General features: G+C 59.4%; 20 protein-coding genes. 10 read left to right on the top strand and 10 right to left on the bottom strand.

Annotated elements, in window-relative coordinates; translation table 11 throughout:
• Genes AC1EKE_RS06965 through AC1EKE_RS06955 form a run of 3 tightly spaced genes read left to right on the top strand, consistent with a single transcriptional unit; the run spans position 1 to position 4017 of the window.
• The gene (locus AC1EKE_RS06965) at positions 1–1218 is read left to right on the top strand and encodes a DUF1735 and LamG domain-containing protein (protein ID WP_480308816.1); all 1218 of its coding nucleotides are present in this window, start codon (positions 1–3) and stop codon (positions 1216–1218) included.
• A gap of 25 nt (positions 1219–1243) precedes the next feature.
• Positions 1244–2659, top strand: a complete 1416-nt coding sequence (locus AC1EKE_RS06960; RefSeq protein WP_480308815.1) for a glycoside hydrolase family 18 protein — start codon at positions 1244–1246, stop codon at positions 2657–2659.
• A 17-nt stretch (positions 2660–2676) separates the two neighbouring features.
• Complete coding sequence (locus AC1EKE_RS06955; RefSeq protein ID WP_480308814.1) at positions 2677–4017, top strand: hypothetical protein; 1341 nt, start codon at positions 2677–2679, stop codon at positions 4015–4017.
• 97 nt (positions 4018–4114) lie between these two features.
• Here AC1EKE_RS06955 and AC1EKE_RS06950 read toward each other — a convergent pair whose 3' ends face one another.
• From AC1EKE_RS06950 to AC1EKE_RS06935, 4 genes are all read right to left on the bottom strand, one after another.
• The gene (locus AC1EKE_RS06950; RefSeq protein ID WP_296160234.1) at positions 4115–4315 is read right to left on the bottom strand and encodes a hypothetical protein; all 201 of its coding nucleotides are present in this window, start codon (positions 4313–4315) and stop codon (positions 4115–4117) included.
• Positions 4312–4734 carry a hypothetical protein gene (locus AC1EKE_RS06945; RefSeq protein WP_480308813.1) on the bottom strand — a complete coding sequence of 141 codons (423 nt, stop codon included), beginning with the start codon at positions 4732–4734 and terminating at the stop codon, positions 4312–4314. The genes AC1EKE_RS06950 and AC1EKE_RS06945 overlap by 4 nt, the downstream gene beginning before the upstream one ends.
• A complete protein-coding gene (locus tag AC1EKE_RS06940) occupies positions 4716–5234 on the bottom strand; it encodes an N-acetylmuramoyl-L-alanine amidase (RefSeq protein ID WP_480308827.1) in 519 nt (172 codons plus the stop codon). Before AC1EKE_RS06940 ends, AC1EKE_RS06945 begins: the two co-directional genes overlap by 19 nt.
• A 171-nt stretch (positions 5235–5405) precedes the next feature.
• Positions 5406–5891, bottom strand: coding sequence for an HU family DNA-binding protein (locus tag AC1EKE_RS06935; protein WP_480308812.1), 486 nt, complete (start codon positions 5889–5891; stop codon positions 5406–5408).
• A 291-nt stretch (positions 5892–6182) separates the two neighbouring features.
• Here AC1EKE_RS06935 and AC1EKE_RS06930 point away from each other — a divergent pair, with 291 nt between their 5' ends.
• The 4 genes from AC1EKE_RS06930 (at position 6183) to AC1EKE_RS06915 (ending at position 9812) form a co-directional block, all read left to right on the top strand.
• Complete coding sequence (locus tag AC1EKE_RS06930; RefSeq protein WP_297129164.1) at positions 6183–6491, top strand: DUF4248 domain-containing protein; 309 nt, start codon at positions 6183–6185, stop codon at positions 6489–6491.
• Between the two features lie 206 nt (positions 6492–6697).
• Positions 6698–6922 (top strand): DUF2188 domain-containing protein, encoded by a 225-nt coding sequence (locus AC1EKE_RS06925; protein WP_480308811.1) that lies wholly within the window; start codon positions 6698–6700, stop codon positions 6920–6922.
• A 442-nt stretch (positions 6923–7364) separates the two neighbouring features.
• Entirely contained in the window at positions 7365–7595 is a 231-nt protein-coding gene (locus AC1EKE_RS06920; RefSeq protein WP_296160326.1) for a hypothetical protein, read from the top strand.
• Between the two features lie 3 nt (positions 7596–7598).
• The gene (locus AC1EKE_RS06915) at positions 7599–9812 is read left to right on the top strand and encodes a RelA/SpoT family protein (protein ID WP_480308810.1); all 2214 of its coding nucleotides are present in this window, start codon (positions 7599–7601) and stop codon (positions 9810–9812) included.
• A gap of 551 nt (positions 9813–10363) precedes the next feature.
• Here AC1EKE_RS06915 and AC1EKE_RS06910 read toward each other — a convergent pair.
• The 4 genes from AC1EKE_RS06910 to purN all read right to left on the bottom strand — a co-directional run bounded on the left by AC1EKE_RS06910 (position 10364) and on the right by purN (position 18296).
• Positions 10364–10837: a hypothetical protein gene (locus tag AC1EKE_RS06910; protein ID WP_480308809.1), complete on the bottom strand. Its 474-nt coding sequence runs from the start codon at positions 10835–10837 to the stop codon at positions 10364–10366.
• A 33-nt stretch (positions 10838–10870) separates the two neighbouring features.
• Entirely contained in the window at positions 10871–13510 is a 2640-nt protein-coding gene (locus tag AC1EKE_RS06905; protein ID WP_480308808.1) for a valine--tRNA ligase, read from the bottom strand.
• A 477-nt stretch (positions 13511–13987) separates the two neighbouring features.
• The gene (gcvP, locus tag AC1EKE_RS06900; RefSeq protein ID WP_480308807.1) at positions 13988–16882 is read right to left on the bottom strand and encodes an aminomethyl-transferring glycine dehydrogenase; all 2895 of its coding nucleotides are present in this window, start codon (positions 16880–16882) and stop codon (positions 13988–13990) included.
• An 814-nt stretch (positions 16883–17696) separates the two neighbouring features.
• Positions 17697–18296, bottom strand: a complete 600-nt coding sequence (purN, locus tag AC1EKE_RS06895) for a phosphoribosylglycinamide formyltransferase (protein WP_297128337.1) — start codon at positions 18294–18296, stop codon at positions 17697–17699.
• 147 nt (positions 18297–18443) lie between these two features.
• Between purN and AC1EKE_RS06890 the strand changes: the two genes are divergently transcribed.
• The 3 genes from AC1EKE_RS06890 (at position 18444) to AC1EKE_RS06880 (ending at position 20935) form a co-directional block, all read left to right on the top strand.
• Complete coding sequence (locus AC1EKE_RS06890; RefSeq protein ID WP_070466942.1) at positions 18444–18692, top strand: acyl carrier protein; 249 nt, start codon at positions 18444–18446, stop codon at positions 18690–18692.
• Positions 18693–18888: 196 nt separating this feature from the next.
• Positions 18889–20142, top strand: a complete 1254-nt coding sequence (gene fabF / locus AC1EKE_RS06885; RefSeq protein ID WP_297128342.1) for a beta-ketoacyl-ACP synthase II — start codon at positions 18889–18891, stop codon at positions 20140–20142.
• Positions 20143–20158: 16 nt separating this feature from the next.
• Positions 20159–20935, top strand: a complete 777-nt coding sequence (locus AC1EKE_RS06880; RefSeq protein ID WP_480308806.1) for a ribonuclease III family protein — start codon at positions 20159–20161, stop codon at positions 20933–20935.
• A gap of 101 nt (positions 20936–21036) precedes the next feature.
• Here AC1EKE_RS06880 and nrdG read toward each other — a convergent pair whose 3' ends face one another.
• Complete coding sequence (gene nrdG / locus AC1EKE_RS06875) at positions 21037–21543, bottom strand: anaerobic ribonucleoside-triphosphate reductase activating protein (protein WP_480308805.1); 507 nt, start codon at positions 21541–21543, stop codon at positions 21037–21039.
• Positions 21544–21548: 5 nt separating this feature from the next.
• Positions 21549–23783, bottom strand: a complete 2235-nt coding sequence (nrdD, locus tag AC1EKE_RS06870; RefSeq protein ID WP_480308804.1) for an anaerobic ribonucleoside-triphosphate reductase — start codon at positions 23781–23783, stop codon at positions 21549–21551.
• Positions 23784–23908 lie beyond the last annotated feature (125 nt).

Here is a 23908-nt window from a genome sequence, read left to right as displayed (position 1 = left end):
ATGAAACAGATAACTCTGAACTCACTTCTCCTCTCTGCCCTCCTGGCACTCGGCTTGGCGGCATGCGACAGCAAGAGTGAACTCGAGCCCGGCTCCCTCACCGGCGACACCGCAGCGGTGCTCAATCTGGTGAAGGACGATGGCAAGATGGGTCAGTCCTCCCCCTACAGGATCACCAGCTTCGTGATCAGCGACCCGGAGATCACGTCACAGGACGTGATTATGAATGTGCAGCTCTTCAGACCCGCAGAGGAGACCCGCAAGGTGACCCTCACCGTGGATAAGGAGGCTGCCGACCGCTATCAGCACCTACAGGGTCAGGCGTACAAGCTCCTCGACCCCTCCATGATCACTCTCCCGGAGCAGGTCGTGGTGAAGAAGGGAGCAACCTACTCCGACAACTTCGCGGTCAAGGTAAGTGTCCCTGAGACCCTGGAGCCTAATACCAAGTATCTCTTTGCCATCGCGCTGACCGAGGTTGAGTGCAGCAAGGTGATACGCCCGATACACAGCATTGCTCTCTATACCGTAGAGCGCTTCGTCGAGTCCGATGACATCCTTAAGTCCGTTCGCCTCACGAGAGACCTCTACTTCACCCTGGCACAGCCCTTCGGCAACAAGGGGGACGAGGCCATGACCTTAGAGACGCTGATCAACGTGGAGAAGTTCCGCACCCCGGATGATCCCGGAGAGGCAAGCATCTCCACCCTGATGGGTGTCGAGGGCGGCACGCTCATGAGATTTGGCGATAGTGGTGTCCCCGGCAATCAGTTGCAGGCCAATGGCACAAGGGTCGACTTCACCTTTGAGACCGGCAAGTGGTACCACATCGCTATGACCATCGCCGACGGGATCACCAAGGTGTACATCAATGGTGACCTCAAGGCGACATTCCCTGGCCGTGGCTCGCTGTCCGGAGGCAATCCCTTCCTGATCGGCCAAAGCTTCAGCCAAGGACGCGGTATCCAGGCCCGACTCTCCGAGACCCGTGTATGGTCAGTCGCCAGGAGTGCTGAGGAGATCAAGGATAATATGTACAAGGTGGACGCCAAGTCCGGCGGGCTGCTCGCCTACTGGCGCATGATCACAGCTGACGGCTCCGTCGTCTCCGATGCCACCGGCAACAACTACGACCTCCTGCAGAAGGGCCAAGCCGCCAAGAGTGGCGATCAGCCTGTGGAGATCTACGAGGAGTCCTCGCCCATCACTATTGAGTAAGAGAAACTTTACGATGATTATTTCGATGAAAAGAAGATATACTGTCTCAGGGCTGGTGGCTCTTGCGATGCTGACGGCATCGTTGCTGACAGGGTGTAGCGAGCAGGAGCCCATCCTGCTACCTGCTCCCACGCAGTCAGCCACCACTCCCGCCCTCAAGCCCTACTCGATTTCCTCACAGGACGGAGATGAGCAATTCACGAGTGTCTACCACTCCAGGACGGTGGACCTGAGGGTCGCCCTCCCCTATGAGGGCTGCACGGTGCAGCTGCTTCCTACGACAGACGAGGAGGTCGGCGCGATCACCGATAAGCTGGAGCACTTCACGCACTTAGGTGCCTTCACTCTCCTGCCGGAGGAGTGTCGCACCACCGAGTGGGTCGATGATGCCGAGGATCCTCTCATCAAGCACCTCAAGGTAGCCCTCACCGGCATTGAGGATCTCGAGTATGGCTACTATGTCCTGCCGATCAAGGTACAGGCCGCAGAGTACACCATGAGCCACTACATACTGGTCAATCGCCTCGGCGATGTGGTCCCGCTGGGCGAGGCGACCAAGAGACTCCCCCCGGATCTCTTGGGCGGTCCCGAGAGGACGGAGCCGATGAAGATGGTCGCCTATGTCGAGACGAATGATAATGACATCAGGAACTACGGCAATCTCGTCCTCACGGGCAGCCGTCTCCCTGTATTTGACTTCATTGTGCTCTTTGCAGCCAATATGAATTACGATGCTGTCGAGGGAAGGAGGTACATCTCTTTCAACGACAAGCTCCAGCCTATCGTACAGCACCCCGAGATCTACATCAAGCCACTGACAGACCGTGGGATCAAGGTGATCGTCGACATTCTGCCCAATCACCAGGGCGTGGGGTACAATAACTTCCAGAGCTACGAGGAGGCTCTCGACTTCGCCAAGGAAGCGAAGATGTGGACCGATAAGCTCGGTATCGATGGATGGGATGTGGATGAGGAGTATGCCGAGTACGGGAAGCTCCCCTCCCTCGGGTACACCGAGATGTCTGCCCTCTGGATGGTCAAGGCCTTCAAGGAGGTCATGCCCGACAAGCTGATCACGCACTACGAGTTCAATAGCCCCTTCAGTGCCGGTCTGACGGACGAGGACGGGAAGTCCGCCAAGGACTATGTGGACTACAGCTGGTCAGACTACAGTGTCTCCTCACTCAGCTTCATCGATATGCCTAAGCTCAGGTATGGCAATAGATCCATTGAGGCCAATCGCTCATGGGCAGTGGCCGGAGCAGCCTCATCGGCTCGGGCGGTCCTCAGCTCCGGGCTCGGGCTCTTTATGTACTTCAATCTTAACCCCGAGGCGCTCCACAACGGCAGCCAGCTCGGATACCTCAGCGAGGTGACCAAGATCTTCTACGGAGAGTCCTGTGACTTCGTGGGACCACTCTACAAGGGCCCGGCTAAATGACCAAGACAGCAATGGATATGAATAAGATACTTAATGCAGCCCTACTGACTGCCCTTACACTCTCCCTGACCCTCCTCGGCTCCTGCAACTGCGGCGTTGACATCCCTGATGCTCCCCCTGCGATCACACTTGACCGCACCGAGGTGACCGTCCCTTGTGGCGGGACCGCTCAGGTCATCGTCACGGAAGGGTCGGGAGACTACTCTGTGGTACTCCCTCAGGTCTCTACCGCCACTGCGGTTACACATGGAGATACGATCATACTCCATGGTAAGGCTGATGGTCAGGTGAGCGGCGTGGTGAGAGACAACCAGTCCCGGATGACGGCTCAGCTCAAGGTCTCCGTCACCTCGGCACAGCAGCTCCTCCGGCTCTCTCAGTATGATGCCGGGCTACCCATCGGCAGCTACGTTACCCTGTCGGTACTCTCCGGCAGCGGAGACTACACCGTAGAGGTGGCCGATGAGGCCATTGCCTCCGCCAAGGTAGTACCCTCCGGGATCCGCATCGTGGGTCTCAAGGAAGGCAACACCATGGTCTCAGTCAAGGATAATGCCACCGGAGCAGTAGGCAAGTGTGAGCTTACCGTCTCTATGAGAGCCTTCAAGCTCGACCTGCCGGAGCTCCCCCTCACCTTCCCATACGGTGAGAGTCGCATCATCGGCATCCTCAGCGGCAATGGGACCTACAGCGTCAAGAGCGCAGACCCCGCTATCGCCGGTGTAGAGTATCAGTCGGGGCAGTTTGTCATCACCGGCATCAAGCCCGGTAAGACGACAGTCACCCTGACCGACGACATCTCCGGCGAGAGCCGGGAGGTGGAGGTGGTCATCACGCTCAAGCCACTCCTCCTTGACTTCCAGGCTGAGATGGTCGAGGTGCTCCAGGGCTACGACACCACCCTCAGGATCATCTCCGGCAACGGAGCCTACGAGCTGACCGCTGACGAGGCACTCTTCACTGCTGAGCTGAGAGAGGACCTCATCATCCTTACGCCTAAGAGCAATGGCGACGGTAAGCTGATCATCAAGGACACGAAGAGCGGGGAGACCAAGGAGCTCACCGTCCGAGTCCGCGACCTGATACACTCCGGTAGGGTCACCCTCACCTCCGTAGCGATAAGCGTGGGAGAGACAGCCAAGATAGAGGTCCTCAACGCAAGTGACTGGGACTACTATACGTGGAGTGTCAAGGACGGATCACTTGTCTCGCTCTCCCCACGAGGTGGATGGGGCGAGCCCTTCTCCTGCACCGTGAAAGGTGTCAAGTCCGGTAAGACGATCATACAACTGTCTACCAGCGACTGGGGCAGTGGTGCCAAGGTGATTGAGGAGATCCCGGTCACCGTCACCGAGTAACCCCTTCCTATACCCAGTGAGAAACGGGGGTGTGCCGAGATGATCTCTCAGCACATCCCCGTTTCTCATTCCTCTTAGGGATTGCTGATGCGAGGTCCTACTCTCCCTTATTGCGGTAAACGTAGTCGATGCCTACGAGCCCGCCCACGAAGGTCATCACCTCGCCGTAGGCTACCAGCACACTGGAGTCGATGATCCCCTGAGGGGGCAGCCAGAGGGAGGTGAAGAGCAGGGTCAGGCCACTGGCGCAGAGCATAGAGGCCCATATCAGTCGGAATCGGTTGTTTCTTTCATTCATAGTCGTATTGTGTGGATTAGTCGTTGCCATAGCATCGAGAGCAGCACCGCCACCATTAGGCCCACCCCGAGACCTACCATAAAGGTCCGGATGGGAGGGCTCCGGCGACTCATAGGTTGCTTTATGGTTGTCTCCCTCTTCTCTTGCGTCGCTTTGGTCTTCCCCACCTGCTTGGTGACCTGATGCCGTGCCAGCACTACCTTTTGTTTCTTAGGCGCCACAGACCTCAGCAGGGTATCGAGAGGAGTGGGAGGGGCATTGTCCCACCACTCGATCGTCACGGTGTCCCGGAGGTCCGTATTTGTGATCTCTCTCACCTCATGCTGCACCGCTGTCTGTAGCGTCTTCTCTCTGCTCTTGCAGCTAACCATCAGGCACAGCAGGAGTAGGAGGGCGATGCTCACTCTGAGATGACCCATGACTTATTGTAGAGCTTGGCGTCAAAGCAAGGACACAGTTTGGTCCACTCGTCCGGAGTGATGATCCCATCGTGGTTTCGGTCTCGCGACAGGTCCCGGTGACCCACGACGTAGGCATCGGGGTAGAGCTCCAGCAGACGGTGGATCAGCTGTGTCAGCGTCTGTCGCTGCATCGGTGTGCGAGTGTCGGCAGGCACGTACTTATGGTCCAGCCCGCCCTCGTAGCAGATGCCTATGGAGCGCCTGTTGAAGCCCCTCACGTGGGCACCGGGTAGCTCTACGGGACGCATACCATACAGCGATCCGTCCTTCGTGATGTAGTAGTGGTACCCGCACCCCCTAAATCCCCGCTGTACGTGATCCCGGATCAGCTGCTCGGGGGAGTAGTTGTCGCAGTTGCGTGTGGCGCTGCAGTGGATCACCAAGAAGTGAATGGCTCTCTCAGCGCGCCTGATCTCCTCCGGTCGGGTGAGTAGTGTGGGGCCATTATAGTCCTCCATGGGGTCGGGGGTTAGCTTTTCGGTCGCTATGGGTGAAGTGTAAGCTTGTGTCATATCGCTTGTCTTATTATAAGTTGAGTTGCTGTAGTGGTGAGGCGAGGAGGTGTCACCCTCCTCACCCCTGTGAGCCTTACTGGTGGGTGGTCTCAGGACCCTTCAGCGGGAGTGGTGTCACAGCCCGCCATTGCCCGACTCCTTATTCTCCTTAGGCGTCACGCTCTCGGCAGGCTTCTTATTGGCCTCCTCTGCCTTCTTCTTCTCGGCGATGAGGGAGCTGAAGCTCCGCACCGGCACGGTAGCCATCTCCGCCAGCATGATCGGGCTGGGCGTGTAACGTATGTGGACCTTCTTCACATTGCTTGAGGTGAAGTCCTTCTCCGTTGCGGCCGCCTTACTGCGGAAGCGTAGGGCAAAGGAGCCCAGCTCGCCCAGGCGCACGGAGAGTCCCTGGGAGAGGTACTCCAGCACCACCTCCGGCAGTACGGTGAGGACGGCGTTGACGTCCGCGCGGTGGACGGTAGATCGCACAGAGATGCTCTTGGCGATCTGATGGAGAGGTACGACGCCCATCATACGCGAGGTGGCGACAGCCACGCGGGGCATCTTGGCGTTGGGGATGGAGTTCTTGCGCTCAGTTACACTGTAGATAAATGCCATAATTGGTTTTTGTATTGCAAAGTAGATGAATAGTTAATAGACGATTCGCCGCTCCTCTTCGGCACCCGAACGAGCGGGCTTCTCTCCTCCTCACAGTAGCGTCTGCAGCCGCACTGATCTCTCGGAGGCTATGATCGGAGAGGGTTGTCGGTGATCGTGATGCAAAAGTACGATCCCCCTCAGGGGTGATTGTCTCTTAGGATCTCCTTCTGTCTCTTCGAGGAAAAAATGGTCAAGTTTTGCACGTAGGATGAATAATGCATACCTTTGCAATGTCTCGACAACTAAACTATGACAGAAGAAAAACAACAACAACATTCGGAGCCAATGCTCAGCACCTCCGATCTCCGACTGCTGGAGGAGATCAAGAGCTGGGAACCTCTCAAGGGGGACCTGGGCGGCATCGTTCCGGTCAAGCAGGTAGCGCTTCAGTACTACCCCGACTACCATCCGCAGAGCGCCTCGAGGGCGCTCCGTATGTCTATCAAGAGCTATCCGCTCCTCAGCCATGCCCTATCCTTAGTCGGCTGGACTAGTCCCAAGCGAAACTTCACCCCTCGACAGACTGCCGTCCTCGCACACTACCTCGGCACCCCATAGCCGTCCACCACTCCTATATATATAAGGACCCAAAATCCATCTGCGCTGTCACCCTCGAGCCCCTCCTCGATCGTGGCAGCGCAGCTCGCATACTATCAACCATCGTCAGCACTCCATCCGCAAGGGATGTCGAGGAGGGTTAGGTCTTGTGGAGGGATATGTCTACATTTGTGTGACCCACTCACTTAATACTAAGTACTAAGACTATGGACAAGAGAAAAGACTTACATGTGACCCACCGCAAGTCGGATGGGAAGTGGCAGATCCTCAGCGAGGGTCAGCCCAAGGCGCTCAAGCTCAGCCCCACTCAGGAGGAGGCGATCCAGGCTGCCCGTGATATCGCAATCGACCGGGGTGTCTCGGTCGTCATCCACGGCATGGACGGGAAGATCCGCGAGGTCTACTCCTACGACGATAGGAAGCAGAAGTAACGCCGCTCACGCTGCCTCTCCTGATTACCCTCCTGGAGATCTATTTTCGGGACCCCGCCGGGGGTGCTCGGGATGAAGGTCACCGAGCGGGAGCGACACCGTATCGGGGTCGTATCATAATGGTGAGACCCCGGGGAAGCATAGCCCTCTTTTATCCCACGACCCCGCCAGGGTGTCGCTCGTAATGGTGATCGTTAGAGGGACCGACACCCTGGCGGGGTCGTTTATCCCAAAATACATCCTCGTTTCCCCGGGGTCTTCGGCACTTCGTGCCTCGACCACCGGGCTATGCAGAACGGACCCCTACCGGGGTCCTCTGCTGTATCGTCACCTGGGGACCGACACCCCAGCGGCGTCGTATTGGAGTATTTGCGCTATATTTACAGACAAGGGGGAAGGGAGGAGCACCTTCCTTTTCCCTCCACTATAGCTGTACGTGATCATGAGCAAGAAAAATAATACTACCCTTCCCACGCTGATAGCCGGTGTCATCGCTATCCTATCCATCGTGGGGCTCCTCAGGGCGACTAATTGGCTGGTCTTCTGGATTTCCATCGGTCTCCTCGCTGTCTCGGTGATCGTGATGGTCCTCCTCGTGCTTAGGCCGAGGCGGGTCCGTCGCGCCGACTACGAGCAGCGTGTCTCCGATCGCATCTCTCACCGGGATCGCTAAGCCATGTACCGTCATCGCGCCATATCGTACGAGAGCAGCTTCGGCGAGATCCTCCGGTACCTCCTGGCACTGGAGCACGGTCTCTCTCGGGAGCAGATCCACCGCGTGCTGGAGGTGCTGAGACGCTCCTTTGACCGGGGTGCTTACGAGACGAAGAGCATCGATAGCCTCAAGACGCAGCTCCTCACCGCCGTCTCGGCCGTCGAGGAGATCGGTCTCCACTCCACCTCCCTCCTTGCCATCCTCCTCTGGCGTCCGCTCAGCTGCGGCGTGGTGACGGAGGAGCAGATCGAGCATAGCTTTGGTGCCGACACCGCTCACCTGGACCGCCTGCTCCTCCGTGTCTGCGAGGTGTACGACCCGACGGAGGTGATGACGAGCGATAATCTCGGGCGCTTCCTCCTCTCCTTTGCCGAGGATGTGCGGATCATCCTGATCCTAATAGCGGACCGGCTGGTTCGGCTGAGGCTGGCCGGTCATCTCCTCGGCGAGGAGGAGCAGCGGGTGCTCTCCGACGAGGTACACACCATCTTTGCCCCCTATGCGCACCGTATGGGGCTCTATGCGGTCAAGAGCGAGATGGACGACCTGGCGCTGAAGTACACCGATCGCAAGGTCTACACCTATATCAAGGAGAAACTGGCCCAGACGAAGGATGCCCGCGACGCCTACATCGCCGCCTTTATCGAGCCGCTGGAGAAGCGGCTGAGGGAGGCGGGGCTGAGGTTTCACATCAAGGGCAGGACCAAGTCCATCTCCTCCATTCACCACAAGCTCCAGGTGCAGAAGTGTGCCTTTGAGCAGATCTACGACCTCTTTGCCATCCGCATCATCCTCGACTCGGAGCCCAGAGAGGAGAAGGGCGACTGCTGGCACGTCTACTCTATCGTCACCGATATGTACCAGCCCAATCCCAAGCGGCTCAAGGACTGGATCTCGATCCCGAAGAGCAACGGCTACCAGAGCCTCCACATCACCGTGATGGGACCCGAGCACCGCTGGGTGGAGGTGCAGATACGGACTGAGCGGATGGATGAGATCGCTGAGAGGGGACTGGCGGCGCACTGGCGGTACAAGGGGATCAAGAGTGAGACTGGGCTGGATGACCTGATGACGGAGGCGCGTCGGGTCCTCGAGATGGGGGATAAGCTCCCCGAGGACGAGGTGATCAAGGACTTCCGGATGGATCTCTACGACGAGGAGGTGTACGTCTTTACCCCCAAGGGGGAGGTGCTGCAGCTGCCTAAGGGCGCCACGGTACTCGACTTCGCCTTCTCCATCCATACCAATGTCGGCAGCCACTGCGTCTCCGCCCGTGTCAATGGGCGCAATGTAGGGCTGCGGTATGTGCTGCAGAATGGCGACTCCGTCAGCGTCATCACCTCCGACAGCCAGGCACCCAAGGCCGACTGGCTCGACATCGCCCAGACCTCGAGGGCGAAGAGCAAGATCCGCAGCTGCCTCCGCAATAAGGACGAGGAGCGGGTGGCACTCGCACGGGAGGATCTGGAGCGAAAGATCCGTAACCGGAAGCTGGAGTGGGACGAGGGCGAATTTGCCCGCCTCATGAAGCGCCACGGCTACAAGGGCGAGAGTGACTTCCTCCTCGCTGTGGCGGACGGGCGCTACGAGGTCAATCAGGTGCTCGACGACTACAAGGCACTCCTCGAGGAGCGCACCGAGAGTGCCAAGGAGAGCAAGCCTAAGGTCTCGGCAGAGGACTACGAGCGGGAGACGGAGCTGGAGCAGCTCTCCACGGCGGATAAGGACGTGATCCTCATCGACGGCAAGCTCACCGGCATCGACTACGAGCTGGCACAGTGCTGCCACCCGATATACGGTGACCGGATCTTTGCCTACGCCTCTCGCACCGGCATGAGGATCCACAGCTACGACTGCCCCAATGCCACCGACCTCTTCACCCGCTACAGCTACCGCATCCACAAGGCGGAGTGGGCGGGCATCGCCGCCGATAGAGCCGCCCGGGAGGTGACGCTCAGGGTCGTCGGTGAGGACGACATCGCGGTGGTCAATAATATCTCCACCCGTATAGGGCTGGAGAAGGGCGTCAAGCTCAAAAACTTCCGCATCGAGTCCAATGACGGGCTCTTCCTCGGCTTCTTTACCCTCTATGCTGATGATGAGCGGTCGCTCAAGCAGCTTGTCCGACTCATCCGGCAGGCGAAGGGGGTGAAGTCCGTCGACCGCATCGAGTAAATTCACGCTAAGCTGATGGCAGGGGTGACGCATTTGAGCTGTACAACTAAGAAGAACGCACCTCTCCGAGGTGCTTCCCCTGCACACCCTCTCCTCGCCATCCGGTGGAGCACCCCGACAGGGGTGCCTTTTGCGTAGCCCGGGTGTCGAGGCACGAAGTGCCGAAGACCCCGGGTTTCCTGCGATACGCCTTATCTATCCGACCCCGATAGGGCGTCGGTCCCTCCGGCGATCACCATTACGACCGACCCCTGGCGGGGTCGAGGGGAGAGGAGGATATCGCTTTTCCCGGGGTCGTCGGGGCTACGCCCCTCCGACCGCCGGGCTATGAAGAACGCACCTCTCCGAGGTGCCTGCATTGACCATATATTTCCAGATCCGTCCGATACGGGAATATCTCTTAGGATCCCATCCGGTGGAGCACCCCTGCCGGGGTGCCTCGCTCCCCACACTTCACAACGAGTTAAGTGGCTTCTGTACGACTCAAGTACCCCCTCTCACGCCATCAGCTTAGCGTGAGAGGGGGTACTTGATTTGTTGGGTGGGTCGCCCTATGCCTCCTTCCGGAGGAGCTCTGTCAGGAAGAGGTCCAGCTCCTCGCTCGCTCCCTTGAGGAGCTTGTCGTGCCGGATCCCGTCCCAGGTGCTGTCGCTGTGGGAGTAGAGTGTCTTGTCCTTAGCCCCGCCGCTCTGGTAGACGATCGTGACGTCCATCGCAAAGGGGTGCTGCTCAAAGAATCCTGCCGCCGCCAGCCGCCGGAGTGCCTCCCGGACGGTCAGGAGTGCCTCCTGCTCCGTCACCACGGCACGCTCCCCATCCTCGGAGAGCCAGCCATAGACCACCTCACTATCGCTCTGACCGCTATCCGAGGAGAGGAGTATCTCCCCCTCGACGAGGTCAAAGGAGGTGATCACCTTGTGGACCGACAGGCAGCCGCCCGTCAGCAGCGTCTCACGGAAGTGCCCGAAAAACTCCGCCACGATAGCGGCGGTACTCATCACCTTGTCATGAATCTCTGACTCCATATCGTGCCTTGATTACTTAGGGGGGGGGATGGCTTACTGCTGCTGCTCGAGGAGGTCGAGACGCTCTTGGGCGCTCTTCAGCTTCTCCGTCGCATCGGAGACCTTCTTCCGCTCCATATCGACGACAGCCTGCGGGGCGTTGTTGACAAAGCCCGGGTTGCTCAGCTTCTTCTCTATCCCGGCTATAAATCCGGTGTAGTGCTTGATGTCCTTCCTCAGCTTCTCGATCTCGCCCGAGATGTCGATCAGCCCGCGGAAGGGGACGCCATAGACGGTCGTCTCCACGAGGAAAGTCTCCACCTCAGCGTCTCCGCTCGTCGGTGCGACGGTGAAGTCGGAGATATTGGCGAGCTTGCGGATCACCGCCTTGGAGGCATCGCTCAGGCGATCCTCCGGCATCAGCAGCTCCACCGCCTCGCGGGGTGATACGCCGTGGTGGGCGCGTAGTCCGCGGACGCCGGTGATGATGTCGCTCGAGAGCGCCATCTGGTGGAGGATCTCCCGGTCAGGCTCCGACTCGGCAGGCAGCTGCTGCGTCATGATGCTCTCCCCGTCTGCGCGGTCGGCAAGGTTTTGCCACAGCTCCTCGGTGATGAAGGGCATAAAGGGGTGCAGGAGGAGCAGCAACTGCTCGAGATAGCCCTTCGTGGCGGTAAGCGTTGCGCTGTCGATCGGCTTGCCGTAGTCCGGCTTCACCAGCTCGAGGTAGGTGCCGGAGAAGTCGTCCTTGACCACGCGGTAGAGCAGCATCATCGCGTCGCTGATGCGGTACTTGGCGAAGTGGTCGTCGAGCGTCTTGCGGGTGTCGCTCAGCACCTCGGCAAACCACCGTACAGCGGCCGCCTGGGCAGCGCTTTGCTCCACCGTCTCGCTCTCCTGCCAGCCCTGTACGAGGCGGTACGAATTCCAGATCTTATTGCTGAAGTTGCGCCCCTGCTCGCACATAGACTCATCGAAGAGGATGTCGTTGCCGGCATTGGTGCAGCTCATCAGTCCCATCCGGACGCCGTCGGCGCCATACTCCTTGATCAGCAGGAGCGGGTCCGGGCTGTTGCCCAGCTGCTTACTCATCTTGCGTCCCTGGTGATCGCGGACAATGCCGGTGAGGTAGACGTCCCCGAAGGGCTTCTTCCCCATATACTCATACCCTGCCATGATCATGCGGGCGACCCAGAAGAAGAGGATGTCCGGTCCGGAGACGAGGGTCGAGGTGGGGTAGTAGTACCGGAGCTCCGCATTCTCCGGATCCTTGATCGGATTGGCGAAGACGCTCATCGGCCAGAGCCAGGAGGAGAACCAGGTGTCCAGCGTGTCCTCGTCCTGCTTCAGGTCAGCATCGGTGAGGGCCGGGTCGATCTTGTGAGCCTCCTCGAGCGCCACGGCGCGGCTCTCCCCCACGACGATCTGCCCATCAGGTAGGTAGTAGGCGGGGATGCGGTGCCCCCAGTAGAGCTGACGAGAGATATTCCAGTCGTGGATATTCTCCATCCAGTGCGCGTAGATGCTCTTAAACTTTGGCGGCACCAGGCTCACCTCGTCCTTCATCACCGCCTCATAGGCTGGCTTGACGAAGTGGTCCATCCGGAGGAACCACTGGGTGGAGAGCTTCGGCTCGATCGGCACATCGGTCCGCTCGGAGAAGCCGACCGTATTGTCGTAGTCCTCCACGTGGTCCATTGCCCCGATCTCCTCCAGCTCTTGGGCAAAAGCGTCCCGCACCTCAAAGCGGTCACGCCCCTCGTACTTGCCACCAAAGCTATTCAGCGTCCCATCGTCACTGAAGACGTCGTACTTAGGCAGGTGATACCGCTCACCGATGGCGTAGTCGTTGATGTCGTGACAGGGGGTGATCTTGAGGCAGCCGGTACCGAAGTCTATGTCCACGTAGTCATCCATAATGATCGGGATCTCGCGACCCACGCCCGGCACGATGACATGCTTGCCCTGGAGGTGGGTGTACCGCTCATCGGAGGGATTGATGCAGACCGCTGCATCGCCGAAGATCGTCTCCGGGCGGGTCGTCGCCACGAGGACGTACTGCTCCGGATCCTCCACGATGGCGTAGCGGACGTAGTAGAGCTTGGAGTGCTCCGCCTTATGGATCACCTCCTCATCGGAGATCGCCGTCTTAGCTGCCGGATCCCAATTCACCATCCGTATGCCACGGTAGATCAGCCCCTTGCGGTAGAGGTCGCAGAAGACATCATTCACCGTCTCGCTTCGCTGCTCGTCCATGGTGAAGGCGATGCGATCCCAGTCGCAGGAGGCGCCGATCTTCTTGAGCTGGCTGATGATGATCCCGCCGTGCTCATGCGTCCAGTCCCACACCTCGTCGAGGAATTGCTCGCGCGTGAGGTCGCTCTTCTTGATCCCCTGCTTCGCCAGCTTGGCCACCACCTTCGCCTCCGTAGCTATGGAGGCGTGGTCGGTCCCGGGGACCCAGCAGGCGTTGAAGCCGGTCATCCGCGCCCGCCGGACGAGGATGTCCTGGAGGGTGTTATTGAGCATATGCCCCATATGGAGCACGCCGGTGACGTTGGGCGGGGGGATGACGACGGTGTAGGGAGGTCTATTGTCCGGATGAGAGGCGAAGAGCTTATGCTCCGTCCAGTATCCATACCACTTATCCTCCACCTGGGAGGGATCGTACTTAGCGCTTAGTTCGTGCGACATATCTCGTCTGTAGTTATCTGTCTTTAGATGACAAAGATAAGACAATTTCCCCGCCTAAGCCCCCTCTTGCCGTCTCATCCAATAGGGGTGGCACTTGTAATGGCGATCGCCAGAGGGAGCGACACCCTGTCGGGGTCGTGTCATAAAGGTGGAACGCAGGAAACCCGGGGTCTTCGGCACTTCGTGCCTCGACACCCGGACTAGGAAAAGCGGACCCCTACCGGGGTCCCAGGCTGGATCGGTCGGCTGGATCGGTCGGCTGGATCGGTCGGCTGGATCGGCATGTGGGATCGGCATACGGGATCGGTCGGCGGGGCGGACCTTTTAGGCAAATGCCGGCTGTTTAGAGCACCGTCCGACTTGTCCGATCCGTCCGACTCGTCCGATAAGACAGCTCTCCTTAGCATACAGAGAGGGGGCACAGCGCAGATCTCTCTCTCTGCGCTGTGCCCCCTCAGGTATCAGGGACGGGAGGGATTACCTCTCCTCCTTCATCGCATTCTCATTGGAGATAAGCTCGCCTGCGGGGATGTAGCAGCAGACGAGGTTGCGATCGCCGTAGCCGTCATTGACGCGCGCGACATTGACCCAGTGCTTCCAGTCGTGGAGGTAGGGGAGGTCAAAGGCAGCCTTTTCCCTCGTGTAGGGGTGGCTCCACTCGTCGGTGGCCACCTCGTAGAGGGGGTGGGGGGCATTCTTGAGGACATTATCCTCCACGTCAGCCTTGCCATCCATGATCTCCTGGATGTCGGCGCGGATGCGCTTCATCACCTCGACGAAGCGGTCGAGCTCCTTGAGGCTCTCACTCTCGGTCGGCTCCACCATGAGGGTGCCGTGGACGGGGAAGGAGAGCGTCGGGGCGTGGTAGTTGTAGTCCATCAGTCGCTTGGCGATGTCGAGGTCGGTGATGCCGACGGCGCCAAAGTTGCGGCACTCGACGATGCACTCGTGACCGACGAAGCCGGTCTCACCGCGGTAGAGGACGCCGTAGTCCTCCTGCAGACGGGCGGAGAGGTAATTGGAGTTGAGGATCGCTCCGGCGGTGGCAGCCTTGAGTCCCTTAGCGCCCATCATGCGGATGTAGGCGTAGGTGATGCCGAGGATGCCGGCGCTACCGAAGGGCGCTGCGGAGACGGGGATGCGATCCTCGCCGTGCATCAGCGGGTGAGAGGGCTTGTAGGGTGCGAGCTTGCTCGTCATGCAGATGCAGCCCTCACCGGGACCGCCACCACCGTGGGGGATGGCAAAGGTCTTGTGGAGGTTGAGGTGGCAGACGTCGGCACCGATGAAGCCGGGGTTGGTCCAGCCGCACTGACCATTCATATTGGCACCATCCATGTAGACCAGACCGCCACGCTCGTGAACGATCTTGAGGAGCTCACGGATGTGTACCTCGAAGATGCCGTACGTACTCGGGTAGGTGATCATGGTGCCGGCGAGGCGGTCCTTGTGCTGCTCCGCCTTGGTGCGGAAGTCCTCTACGTCGATCTCGCCATTCTCCGTCGACTTGACGATCACCGGCTCCAGTCCGGCGAGGGAGGTGGAGGCGGGGTTGGTGCCGTGAGCCGACTCGGGGAGGAGGATCACCTTGCGGTCCTCCTGTCCGTGGTCGATGAAGTACTCGCGGATGGTGCGCAGACCGGCGTACTCGCCGGCGGCACCGGAATTGGGCATAAAGGAGATGTCGTCAAATCCTGTGATCGTGCAGAGCATCTTGCCGAGGCTGTCGATCATCTCGAGGTAGCCCTCCACCTGCTCTGAGGGAGCGTAGGGGTGGATGCAGGAGAAGTGGGCATTGGAGAGGATGAAGAGGGACGCGGCAGGATTGAGCTTCATCGTGCAGGAGCCGAGGGAGATCATCGAGTCGGCAAGGGAGAGGTCACGCCGACCGAGACGGGTGCAGTAGCGCATCAGCTCGGTCTCGGTGTGGTAGAGGCTGAAGACCTCCTGCTGCATGAAGTCGCCCTCGCGACGGACCTTCTCGTCCATCGGCAGCCACTCTGCGGGGATCTCCGGCACGTCGACCTCAGAGTCGGCCTTCTTCGCCTCAGTGAAGATGTAGAAGAGGGTAGCGAGGTCGCTCACCTCCGTGGTCTCATCGAGGGAGATGCCGATGGAGGTGCCGTCGGCGAAGTAGCGGAAGTTGCAGCCACTCTCCTCGGCGATGCGACGGATGGCGGCCACCTCCTCCTCGGAGAGGTCGACGATCTTGAGGGTGTCGAAGTAGAGCGTATTGGCCTGCTTGTAGCCAAGCTTGCGGAGCTGGCGATCGAGGATCACGGTGTAGGTGTGGATCCGCCCAGCGATGTCCTTGAGTCCCTCCGGTCCGTGATAGACGGCATACATGCCGGCGATGGTGGCGAGGAGTGCCTGAGCGGTACAGATATTGGAGGTGGCGCGCTCGCGCTTGATGTGCTGCTCGCGGGTCTGGAGGGCGAGGCGGAAGGCCTTGTGATCCAGACGGTCGACGGTCACACCTATGATGCGTCCTGGGATGATGCGCTTGTACTCATCGGTGGCGGCGAGGTAGCCGGCGGAGGGACCACCGAAGTACATAGGCACGCCGAAGCGCTGAGAGGAGCCGAAGACAATGTCGGCACCCAGCTCACCGGGAGGGGTCATCAGCACGAGGGACATCAGGTCGGCGGCGACAGCGACACGGACGCCGGCCTTCTTTGCCTTCTCGAGGAAGCTCTTAAGCTCGATCACCTGACCATTGTCATTGGTATACTGGACGACAGCGCCGGCGAAGGTCTCGTCGAGGGTGATCTCATCGGGACAGCCGTAGACCAGCTCGCAGTCCCACTGCGAGGCGCGCGTCTCGATGACGCGGCGGGTGGTGGTGAAGAGGTTGTTGGAGACGAAGATCTTCGTCTTGGTCTTCTCCTCAGCCCGCTTACGGACATTCAGCAACATGGCGCATGCCTCGGCAGCTGCGGTCGCCTCATCGAGGAGGGAGCAATTGGTCAGCGGGAGACGGGTAAGCTCGGTGATGACGGTCTGGAAGTTGAAGAGCGCCTCCAGTCGGCCCTGCGACACCTCAGCCTGATAGGGCGTGTAGGAGGTGTACCAAGCGGGGTTCTCGAGGATATTACGCTGGATGACAGCGGGGGTGCAGGTGTCGTACCAGCCCATACCGATGTAGGAGGAGAAGATCTGATTCTTCTCGCCCAGCTCATTGATGTGCTCGATCAGCTCGCGCTCGCTCATCGGCTCGGGGAGGTCCAGCTCCTTGTCGAGCAGGATGTCCGATGGCATGACACGATGGATGAGGTCGTCGACGCTCTTGACGCCGATGGTCTCGAGCATCCTCTTCTTCTCCTCGGGGTCGGTGACGCCGATCTCGCGGATGCTGAAGTCAGTTGTATTCATGAATCGATTGTGTAAGTATTTGGTTAGATGATTTTTAGTGGCAAAAGGTCAGAGCCCAAACTCCGACAGTGTAAAATTAGCCATTTTCCCCGAGAGAATAAAAAGAAGCGCCCCCTCAACCGACGGGTCGGCCGGCGTGGCACCCCGAGGGGTGCGTTTTTCGTAGCCCGGTGGTCGGAGGGGCGTAGCCCCGACGACCCCGGGAAATCATAGCCCTATTCATCCCCTCGACCCCGCTAGGGCGTCGCTCGTAATGGAGAGCTCTTGGAGGGACCGACACCCTATCGGGGTCGTATCATAAAGGTGAGACGCAGGAAACCCGGGGTCTTCGGCACTTCGTGCCTCGACCACCGGGCTATGAAAAAATGACCCCTCCCGGGGTCCCCTGCTGGATCGGCTGTCGGGGCAGACCTCCTTGGCGGATCCCAGTTGTCTCTTGCGCTGTCCGACCGGTCCGACCGGTCCGATAAGGCAGCGCATCCGGCGGGGCGGATCTCCTTGGCGGATCCCAGGTGTCTCTTGCGCTGTCCGACTCGTCCGACTCGTCCGACTTGTCCGATAAGGCAGCGCGGCAGGCGGGGCGGATCTCCTTGGCGGATCCCAGGTGTCTCTTGCGCTGTCCGACTCGTCCGACCGGTCCGACTTGTCCGATTCGTCCGATAAGGCAGCGCAGAGGGGGCAAAAATCTAATACCGATATTAGGTGCGACTAATATCGGTATTAGTGATCTCTAATATCGGTATTAGAGTTTTCTTTTACCGGTATTAGATTTCTCCCACAGAAAAGGGGGGGGGAGGACAGGGTTGCCTTGGGACTATCGGTGGAGGAGGTGCTCCTCGCGCTTTGACTCGATCCAGCGGGCCACGATGCGGGGGTAATGGTCGCGCTCGAGGAGGTGGATCTTGGCGGCGATATCCTCTGGTGTATCCTCGGGGCTGATCTCGGTACGTGCCTGATAGATCGTCCGCCCGCGGTCGTACTGCTCATCGATCTCGTGGATCGTGATGCCGGTCTCCCGCTCGCCGGCGGCGTGGACCGCCTCGTGGACGTGCATGCCGTACATCCCCTTGCCCCCATACTTGGGCAGGAGTGCGGGGTGGATATTGAGGATCAGACCCGGATAGGCCTCGAGGAGGAAGTGCGGGATGAGCGCCATGTACCCCGCCAGCACGATCGCCTCCACTCCTCGCTCACGGAGGTAGGGCAACAGCACCTCAGGGTCGGCCAGCTCATCGCGGGTGAAGTACTTCACCTCGATCCCTAGCTGCTCTGCTCGATGGCGCACATAGGCCTCTCGGCGGTTGATCACCACGCAGGCGACGGAGAGCGCTGCCTCCGGGTGGGCGGCGAGGTACTCAGCGATCTGCTCCATATTGGTCCCGTTGCCGGAGGCAAATATTGCTATCTTAGTCATAACGTGAAAATGCACGAACTTATTTCATTGTGCAAATAATATGTATCTTTGCTTTGTCAAAGGGTGAGGTATGCCGTGCGTTGCTCCCATCCTTGTGAGACAAAGATACGTTTTTTCAATACTTAATTACTAAATAGACATACCAATATGACACGTGACGAAGTCGCAAAGAAGGTAGAGGACATCATCGTTGACAAGCTTAATGTCGATGCCTCTGAGGTAAAGGATGAGGCTAATTTCACCCTGGACCTGGGTGCAGACTCTCTCGACACCGTGGAGCTGATCATGGAGTTTGAGAAGGAGTTTGATATCAAGATCGAGGACGACGAGGCTCAGAAGATCCAGACCGTCGGCGATGCTGTGGATCACGTCCTGGAGGCTGTCAAGGATCGCTAATCATCGATCAACGGAGCCTCTGTCGTAGGGGCTTTGTGCCTCGGAGAGAGCTGTCCCGATGCCGGTACGGCTCTGTCCGCCTGACAGATCATAGGGGGTGTGTCCGTAGCTGCGGACCCATCCCCTTTGCTCGTAGGGGTACCGGGGGAGATCGGATGTCCATATGGACTTCACTCTGTGTAATCAATCATATACAATGGAGCTAAAAAGAGTAGTCGTCACCGGTGTCGGCGCCATCACGCCGCTCGGATACGATGTGCCAACGACGTGGGAAGCAGCCAAGGCCGGGCGTAGTGGCGCCGGGCCGATCACGCTCTTTGACCCGGAGCACTTCAAGACACACTTTGCCTGCGAGGTGAAGGACTTCCGGGTGACCGACTTCCTGGACCGTAAGCTGGCCAAGAAGTGCGACCGGTACACCCAATTTGCCCTCATCGCTGCAAGGGAGGCGCTCGAGGACTCTCAGCTCGATCTGGAGCGGGAGGATAAGGATGAGATCGGGGTGATCGTCTGCAGTGGCATCGGAGGGATCGGTTCTCTCGAGGAGAATATCCTCGACTACGATGCCGAGAAGGGACCCCACTTCTCTCCCTATATGGTCCCTAAGCTGATCAGCGATATGGCTGCCGGGGTGATCTCGATCGAGTATGGCTTCCGGGGACCCAACTTTGGCACCGTCTCCGCCTGCGCCTCCTCGACCCACTCCATTATCTCTGCGGTCGATAATATCCGTCTCGGTCGCACGCCCATCTGCCTCGCCGGTGGAGCGGAGGCAGCGATCTCTGTCAGCGGGCTTGGAGGCTTCAATAGCCTCCAGGCGCTCTCGACGCGCAACGACAGCCCCGAGACCGCCTCTCGGCCTTTCTCCAAGAGTAGGGATGGCTTCGTCCTCGGTGAGGGCGGTGCGGTCCTCGTGCTGGAGGAGATGGAGCATGCCGTGGCACGCGGGGCACGGATCTACGCGGAGATCGTCGGTGTCGGTATGAGTGCCGATGCCTACCACCTCACCGCCTCTCACCCCGAGGGGCTGGGCGCTCGCCTCGTGATGACGCGCGCTATGGAGGATGCGGGAGTCACGCCCGACAAGATCGACTACATCAATGTCCACGGCACCTCCACCCCCGTCGGGGATATCAGTGAGGCGCGCGCCATCGTCGACCTCTTCGGCGATCACGTGAGCGAGATGAGCATCAGCTCCACGAAGTCGATGACTGGTCACCTCCTCGGTGGGGCCGGAGCCGTCGAGGCGGTGCTGTCGATCCTCGCCCTCAGGGACGGGATCATCCCCCCGACGATCAATCACGCTGCGGATGACGATGATCCGGACTTCGACCCGAGGCTCGACTTTACCTTCAATACCGCTAAGGAGCGCCCCATAGAGTATGCGCTCTCCAATACCTTCGGCTTCGGAGGGCACAATGGTACCATCATACTCAAGAAGTGGAAGTAAGATGGCGATGAGCCACATGGGACGCCTCCTGGACCTGCTTAGGCAGAGGGTCCGAACTCTCGGTCAAGTCCCCGCAAGGAGGCGGAGGATCACTCCTGCAGAGGAGTATCGACGCAGCGTGGAGAGCTTTGTCCACGAGGTGACGGGACAGATGCCGACCGACTGGAGGACCTTTGCCCAGGCACTCACCCACTCCTCTTATGTCGGCAGTAACGGGGGGAAGCAAAATGAGCGGCTCGAGTACCTCGGCGACAGCCTCCTCGGTGCGGTGATCGCTGCCGCCGCCTACCGCCTCTATCCCGATGAGGATGAGGGTGGCCTGACGCAGATCCGCTCCTTCCTCAGCAGCCGCAAGCAGATCAATAAGCTGGCTCGCAATATGGGGATCGATAAGGTCCTCAGGGTCTCCCCCGGGGTCGACCTCGAGCACAGCGATGTGCCTGGGAATGCCCTCGAGGCCTTCATCGGGGCGCTCTACCTCGACAAGGGATTTGAGGCGACTGCCGACTTTGTCAAGAAGCAGGTGGTGATCTCGCGGAAGAATATGGATAAGGTCTCTCGTCAGGAGGAGGACTACAAGTCGGCCTTTATCATCAAGATGCAGCGGGAGGGCACGCCCTACCTCTTTGACTACCTCGGGGAGACGGAGGAGACACCGGGTGAGGTGGTCCACCACATCGCGCTCCGCATCGGGACCGAGGGCGAGATCCTCTCTCGGGGTAGCGGTCCCAGCAAGAAGGCCGCAGACCAGATGGCAGCGCAGAGCGCCCTCCGCCTCCTCGCCGACCGCTGACATTATCTCCCATCTTCATCAACGATCCTTCTGCGAAGGAGTATAAAAAAGAGGTTTCGAGTCACTACGCTCGAAACCTCTTTGGATTGTCTGGGAGCTGCCTATGCGGGATCGTAGAGAACCGGGGTGCCGGCGGCGAGGGAGGGGCGGATGGCGATGATCCGCTGATTGGAGCTGCCGCGGAAGCGGAGCCGCAGGTCCCGGAGCCGAGCGACGAAGCGACCGTCCACGAGGACATCACAGAGCTCCAAGAGGCGCCTCCGATCGGGGTCCGCCACGATCTGCTCGTAGGTGTAGCCGGAGTAGACCCAGATCGTCTTGCCCTCCGGCAGAGCGCACCGTATCTCCTCTACCACCGGCACCAGCCCGGGGCTCTGCATCGGTTCGCCCCCGAGGAGGGTGAGCCCGGCGACATTGGGGTCACGGAGGTAGCCGATCACCCGGGCGGTCGTCTCCTCGCTCCACTCGGTCCCGTAGGCGGGGTTTTGGTAGAGGACGTTGAAGCAGTCAACGCAGTGTAGCGTGCAGCCGGTGACGAAGACGGAGGTGCGGATCCCCTCGCCATTGGCCACATCGTACCGGCGGATCTGTGCGTAGTGGAGAGGCATCTGTACTAAATGTGCAGTACGCGGGACTTGATCTCCTTTGTCCGCCCTTCGTTCCAGAAATTCTCCCCGAGGTAGCCGCAGGTGCGCCGGATGACGGTGAGCTTGGAGCGGTCCTTATTGTGGCACTGGGGACACTCCCACTCGTTGTCGTCATTTACTTTGATCTCGCCGTCAAAGCCGCAGACGTGACAGTAGTCGCTCTTGGTATTGAACTCTCCGTACGTGATGTGGTCGTAGATGTAGCGGATCATCGTTAGCACGGCGGGGATGTTATTGGTCATATTGGGGATCTCGACGTAGGAGATCATACCGCCGGTGGAGAGGTCCTGAAACTCGCTCTCGAAGTCAAACTTCTCGAAGACGCTGATCGGCTCCCGCACATCGACGTGGTAGCTATTGGTGTAGTAGCCCTTATCGGTGACATTCTCTATAGAGCCGAAGCGGGCGAGGTCGATCTTGGCAAAGCGATTGGTGAGGCTCTCGGCTGGCGTGCCGTAGAGGGCAAAGCCGAGCCCGGTCTCCGCCTTCCACTCATCCACAGCCTGCCTCAGCCGGCGCATCACCCGGAGTGCAAATCGATGCCCCTCCTCTGTCGTGTGCGGCCCTCCCGTCACCAGCATAGAGGCCTCGTAGAGACCGATATAGCCGAGCGAGATGGTGGCGTAGCCCCGCTGGAGGTAGTCGTAGATCCGCTGGTGCGGCTTGAGCCGGGCGATAGCCCCGTACTGCCAGTGGATCGGTGAAACATCGCTGGTGACGTCCTTCAGCAGCTCGTAGCGAAAGAGGAGCGCCCGCTTGCAGAGCTCGAGTCGCTTCTCGAGGATGGTGAAGTAGCGCTCCTCGTCCCGGCCGGAGAGGATGCCGATCTGGGGAAGGTTGAGACTGACGACGCCCATATTGAAGCGTCCGTCGAAGACAAACTTTCCCTCCTCATCCTGCCAGGGGGAGAGGAAGCTGCGGCAGCCCATCGGGGCAAAGACGTTGCCCTTATAGATCTCCCGCATCTTCTTCGCAGAGATATAGTCGGGGTACATACGGCGGGCGGTGCACTTCGCCGCCAGCTCGGTGAGGTAGTAGTACTTGCTGTCGGGGTGGACGTTGTGCTCGTCGAGGACGTAGATGAGCTTGGGGAAAGCGGGCGTCACGTAGACGTCTGACTCATTCTTGATCCCCTCGAGCCGCTGCCGGAGTATCTCCTCGGTGATCAGCGCCGCCTCCCGCTCGTACTCGTACCCCGGCTGGAAGTACATGAAGAGCGTGACAAAGGGAGCCTGCCCATTCGTCGTCATGAGGGTATTGATCTGGTACTGGATCGTCTGGATGCCGTCCTTCACCTCCTTCTTCGTCCGCTTCCACGCCACCTCCTTGGCCTTCTCGAGATTGGGCTCTATGCCGTAGATCTTCTCCTGGTCATCGAGGGCGTACTTGAGATACTTGTCGAAGCTCCGGCGCACGTAGGGCGCAAGGATGCGGTCGATGCCGTTGATCGACTGACCGCCATATTGACCCGAGGCGACCTGAGCGATGATCTGTGTGGTGATGGTGCAGGCGACCTGGAAGCTCTTGGGGCTGTCGATCTTCTTCCCATTGATGCAAGTGCCGCGGCGAAGCATATCCTCGAGGTTGATCAGGCAGCAATTGAACATCGGCTGGATGATGTAGTCCATGTCGTGGAAGTGGATCGCCCCGCTGTCGTGCGCCATCACGATGTCTGCCGGCATAAGGAGGCGGCGGGCGATATCCTTGGAGACCTCGCCGGCGATCAGGTCGCGCTGCGTGGAGACGATCTTGGCATCCTTATTCGAGTTCTCGTCCATCACGCCTCGGTTGGTCTTATTGAGGATGCCGAGGATGCTGGAGTCGTTGGTATTGCTCTGCCGCTTAAATTCCTGCACCGACCGGTAGCTCTCGTATGCCTTGGCGGTGGCGATGTTGCCGTACATCGTCAGCTTGTAGTAGACCATCTCCTCGATGGAGTGGATCGTCATCGGCGTGCGTACGATGGCGGCATAGCTCTCTATCTCGTCGGCGATCTGCGCCGCCTGCCCCGCCTCGTAGATCCCCGAGGAGGAGTTCATCGCCTTCTCGATGGCGATGGTGATCTTGCTCTTGTCGAAGGGCACTCTGCGCCCATCCCGCTTGATCACCTCGAGTATGGTGGTCGCTGACGGGTGACTCTCTGTGCGCTGTGGATTGTCCATCTGGACAACTCTTTCCTCCTTAAGCATAGCGGTCTCCATATGTAAAGCTCTGATATAAAGTGAGGTAATGGTTTTGTAAGAGTAGGTAGTGGGAAACTTTCCTCTCCTATTCGCCGACTAAGTTAGCCAAAGATATCCACTCACGCTATGACAAAAGTCCCTCA

Source organism: Porphyromonas sp. C0041D3, assembly GCF_056590575.1.
Note: the sequence above shows the minus strand (reverse complement) of the source record. Positions and strands in the feature narration are given on the sequence as shown.

Coding starts and splice junctions, on each gene's coding strand:
- AC1EKE_RS06965 (WP_480308816.1), top strand. CDS start 1: ATGAAACAGATAACTCTGAACTCACTTCTCCTCTCTGCCCTCCTGGCA.
- AC1EKE_RS06930 (WP_297129164.1), top strand. CDS start 6,183: ATGACAGAAGAAAAACAACAACAACATTCGGAGCCAATGCTCAGCACC.
- AC1EKE_RS06915 (WP_480308810.1), top strand. CDS start 7,599: ATGTACCGTCATCGCGCCATATCGTACGAGAGCAGCTTCGGCGAGATC.
- AC1EKE_RS06925 (WP_480308811.1), top strand. CDS start 6,698: ATGGACAAGAGAAAAGACTTACATGTGACCCACCGCAAGTCGGATGGG.
- AC1EKE_RS06955 (WP_480308814.1), top strand. CDS start 2,677: ATGAATAAGATACTTAATGCAGCCCTACTGACTGCCCTTACACTCTCC.
- AC1EKE_RS06890 (WP_070466942.1), top strand. CDS start 18,444: ATGACACGTGACGAAGTCGCAAAGAAGGTAGAGGACATCATCGTTGAC.
- AC1EKE_RS06910 (WP_480308809.1), bottom strand. CDS start 10,837: ATGGAGTCAGAGATTCATGACAAGGTGATGAGTACCGCCGCTATCGTG.
- AC1EKE_RS06940 (WP_480308827.1), bottom strand. CDS start 5,234: ATGGAGGACTATAATGGCCCCACACTACTCACCCGACCGGAGGAGATC.
- AC1EKE_RS06905 (WP_480308808.1), bottom strand. CDS start 13,510: ATGTCGCACGAACTAAGCGCTAAGTACGATCCCTCCCAGGTGGAGGAT.
- AC1EKE_RS06880 (WP_480308806.1), top strand. CDS start 20,159: ATGGGACGCCTCCTGGACCTGCTTAGGCAGAGGGTCCGAACTCTCGGT.
- fabF (WP_297128342.1), top strand. CDS start 18,889: ATGGAGCTAAAAAGAGTAGTCGTCACCGGTGTCGGCGCCATCACGCCG.
- nrdG (WP_480308805.1), bottom strand. CDS start 21,543: ATGCCTCTCCACTACGCACAGATCCGCCGGTACGATGTGGCCAATGGC.
- purN (WP_297128337.1), bottom strand. CDS start 18,296: ATGACTAAGATAGCAATATTTGCCTCCGGCAACGGGACCAATATGGAG.
- AC1EKE_RS06960 (WP_480308815.1), top strand. CDS start 1,244: ATGAAAAGAAGATATACTGTCTCAGGGCTGGTGGCTCTTGCGATGCTG.
- AC1EKE_RS06945 (WP_480308813.1), bottom strand. CDS start 4,734: ATGGGTCATCTCAGAGTGAGCATCGCCCTCCTACTCCTGCTGTGCCTG.
- AC1EKE_RS06935 (WP_480308812.1), bottom strand. CDS start 5,891: ATGGCATTTATCTACAGTGTAACTGAGCGCAAGAACTCCATCCCCAAC.
- AC1EKE_RS06950 (WP_296160234.1), bottom strand. CDS start 4,315: ATGAATGAAAGAAACAACCGATTCCGACTGATATGGGCCTCTATGCTC.
- gcvP (WP_480308807.1), bottom strand. CDS start 16,882: ATGAATACAACTGACTTCAGCATCCGCGAGATCGGCGTCACCGACCCC.
- nrdD (WP_480308804.1), bottom strand. CDS start 23,783: ATGGAGACCGCTATGCTTAAGGAGGAAAGAGTTGTCCAGATGGACAAT.
- AC1EKE_RS06920 (WP_296160326.1), top strand. CDS start 7,365: ATGAGCAAGAAAAATAATACTACCCTTCCCACGCTGATAGCCGGTGTC.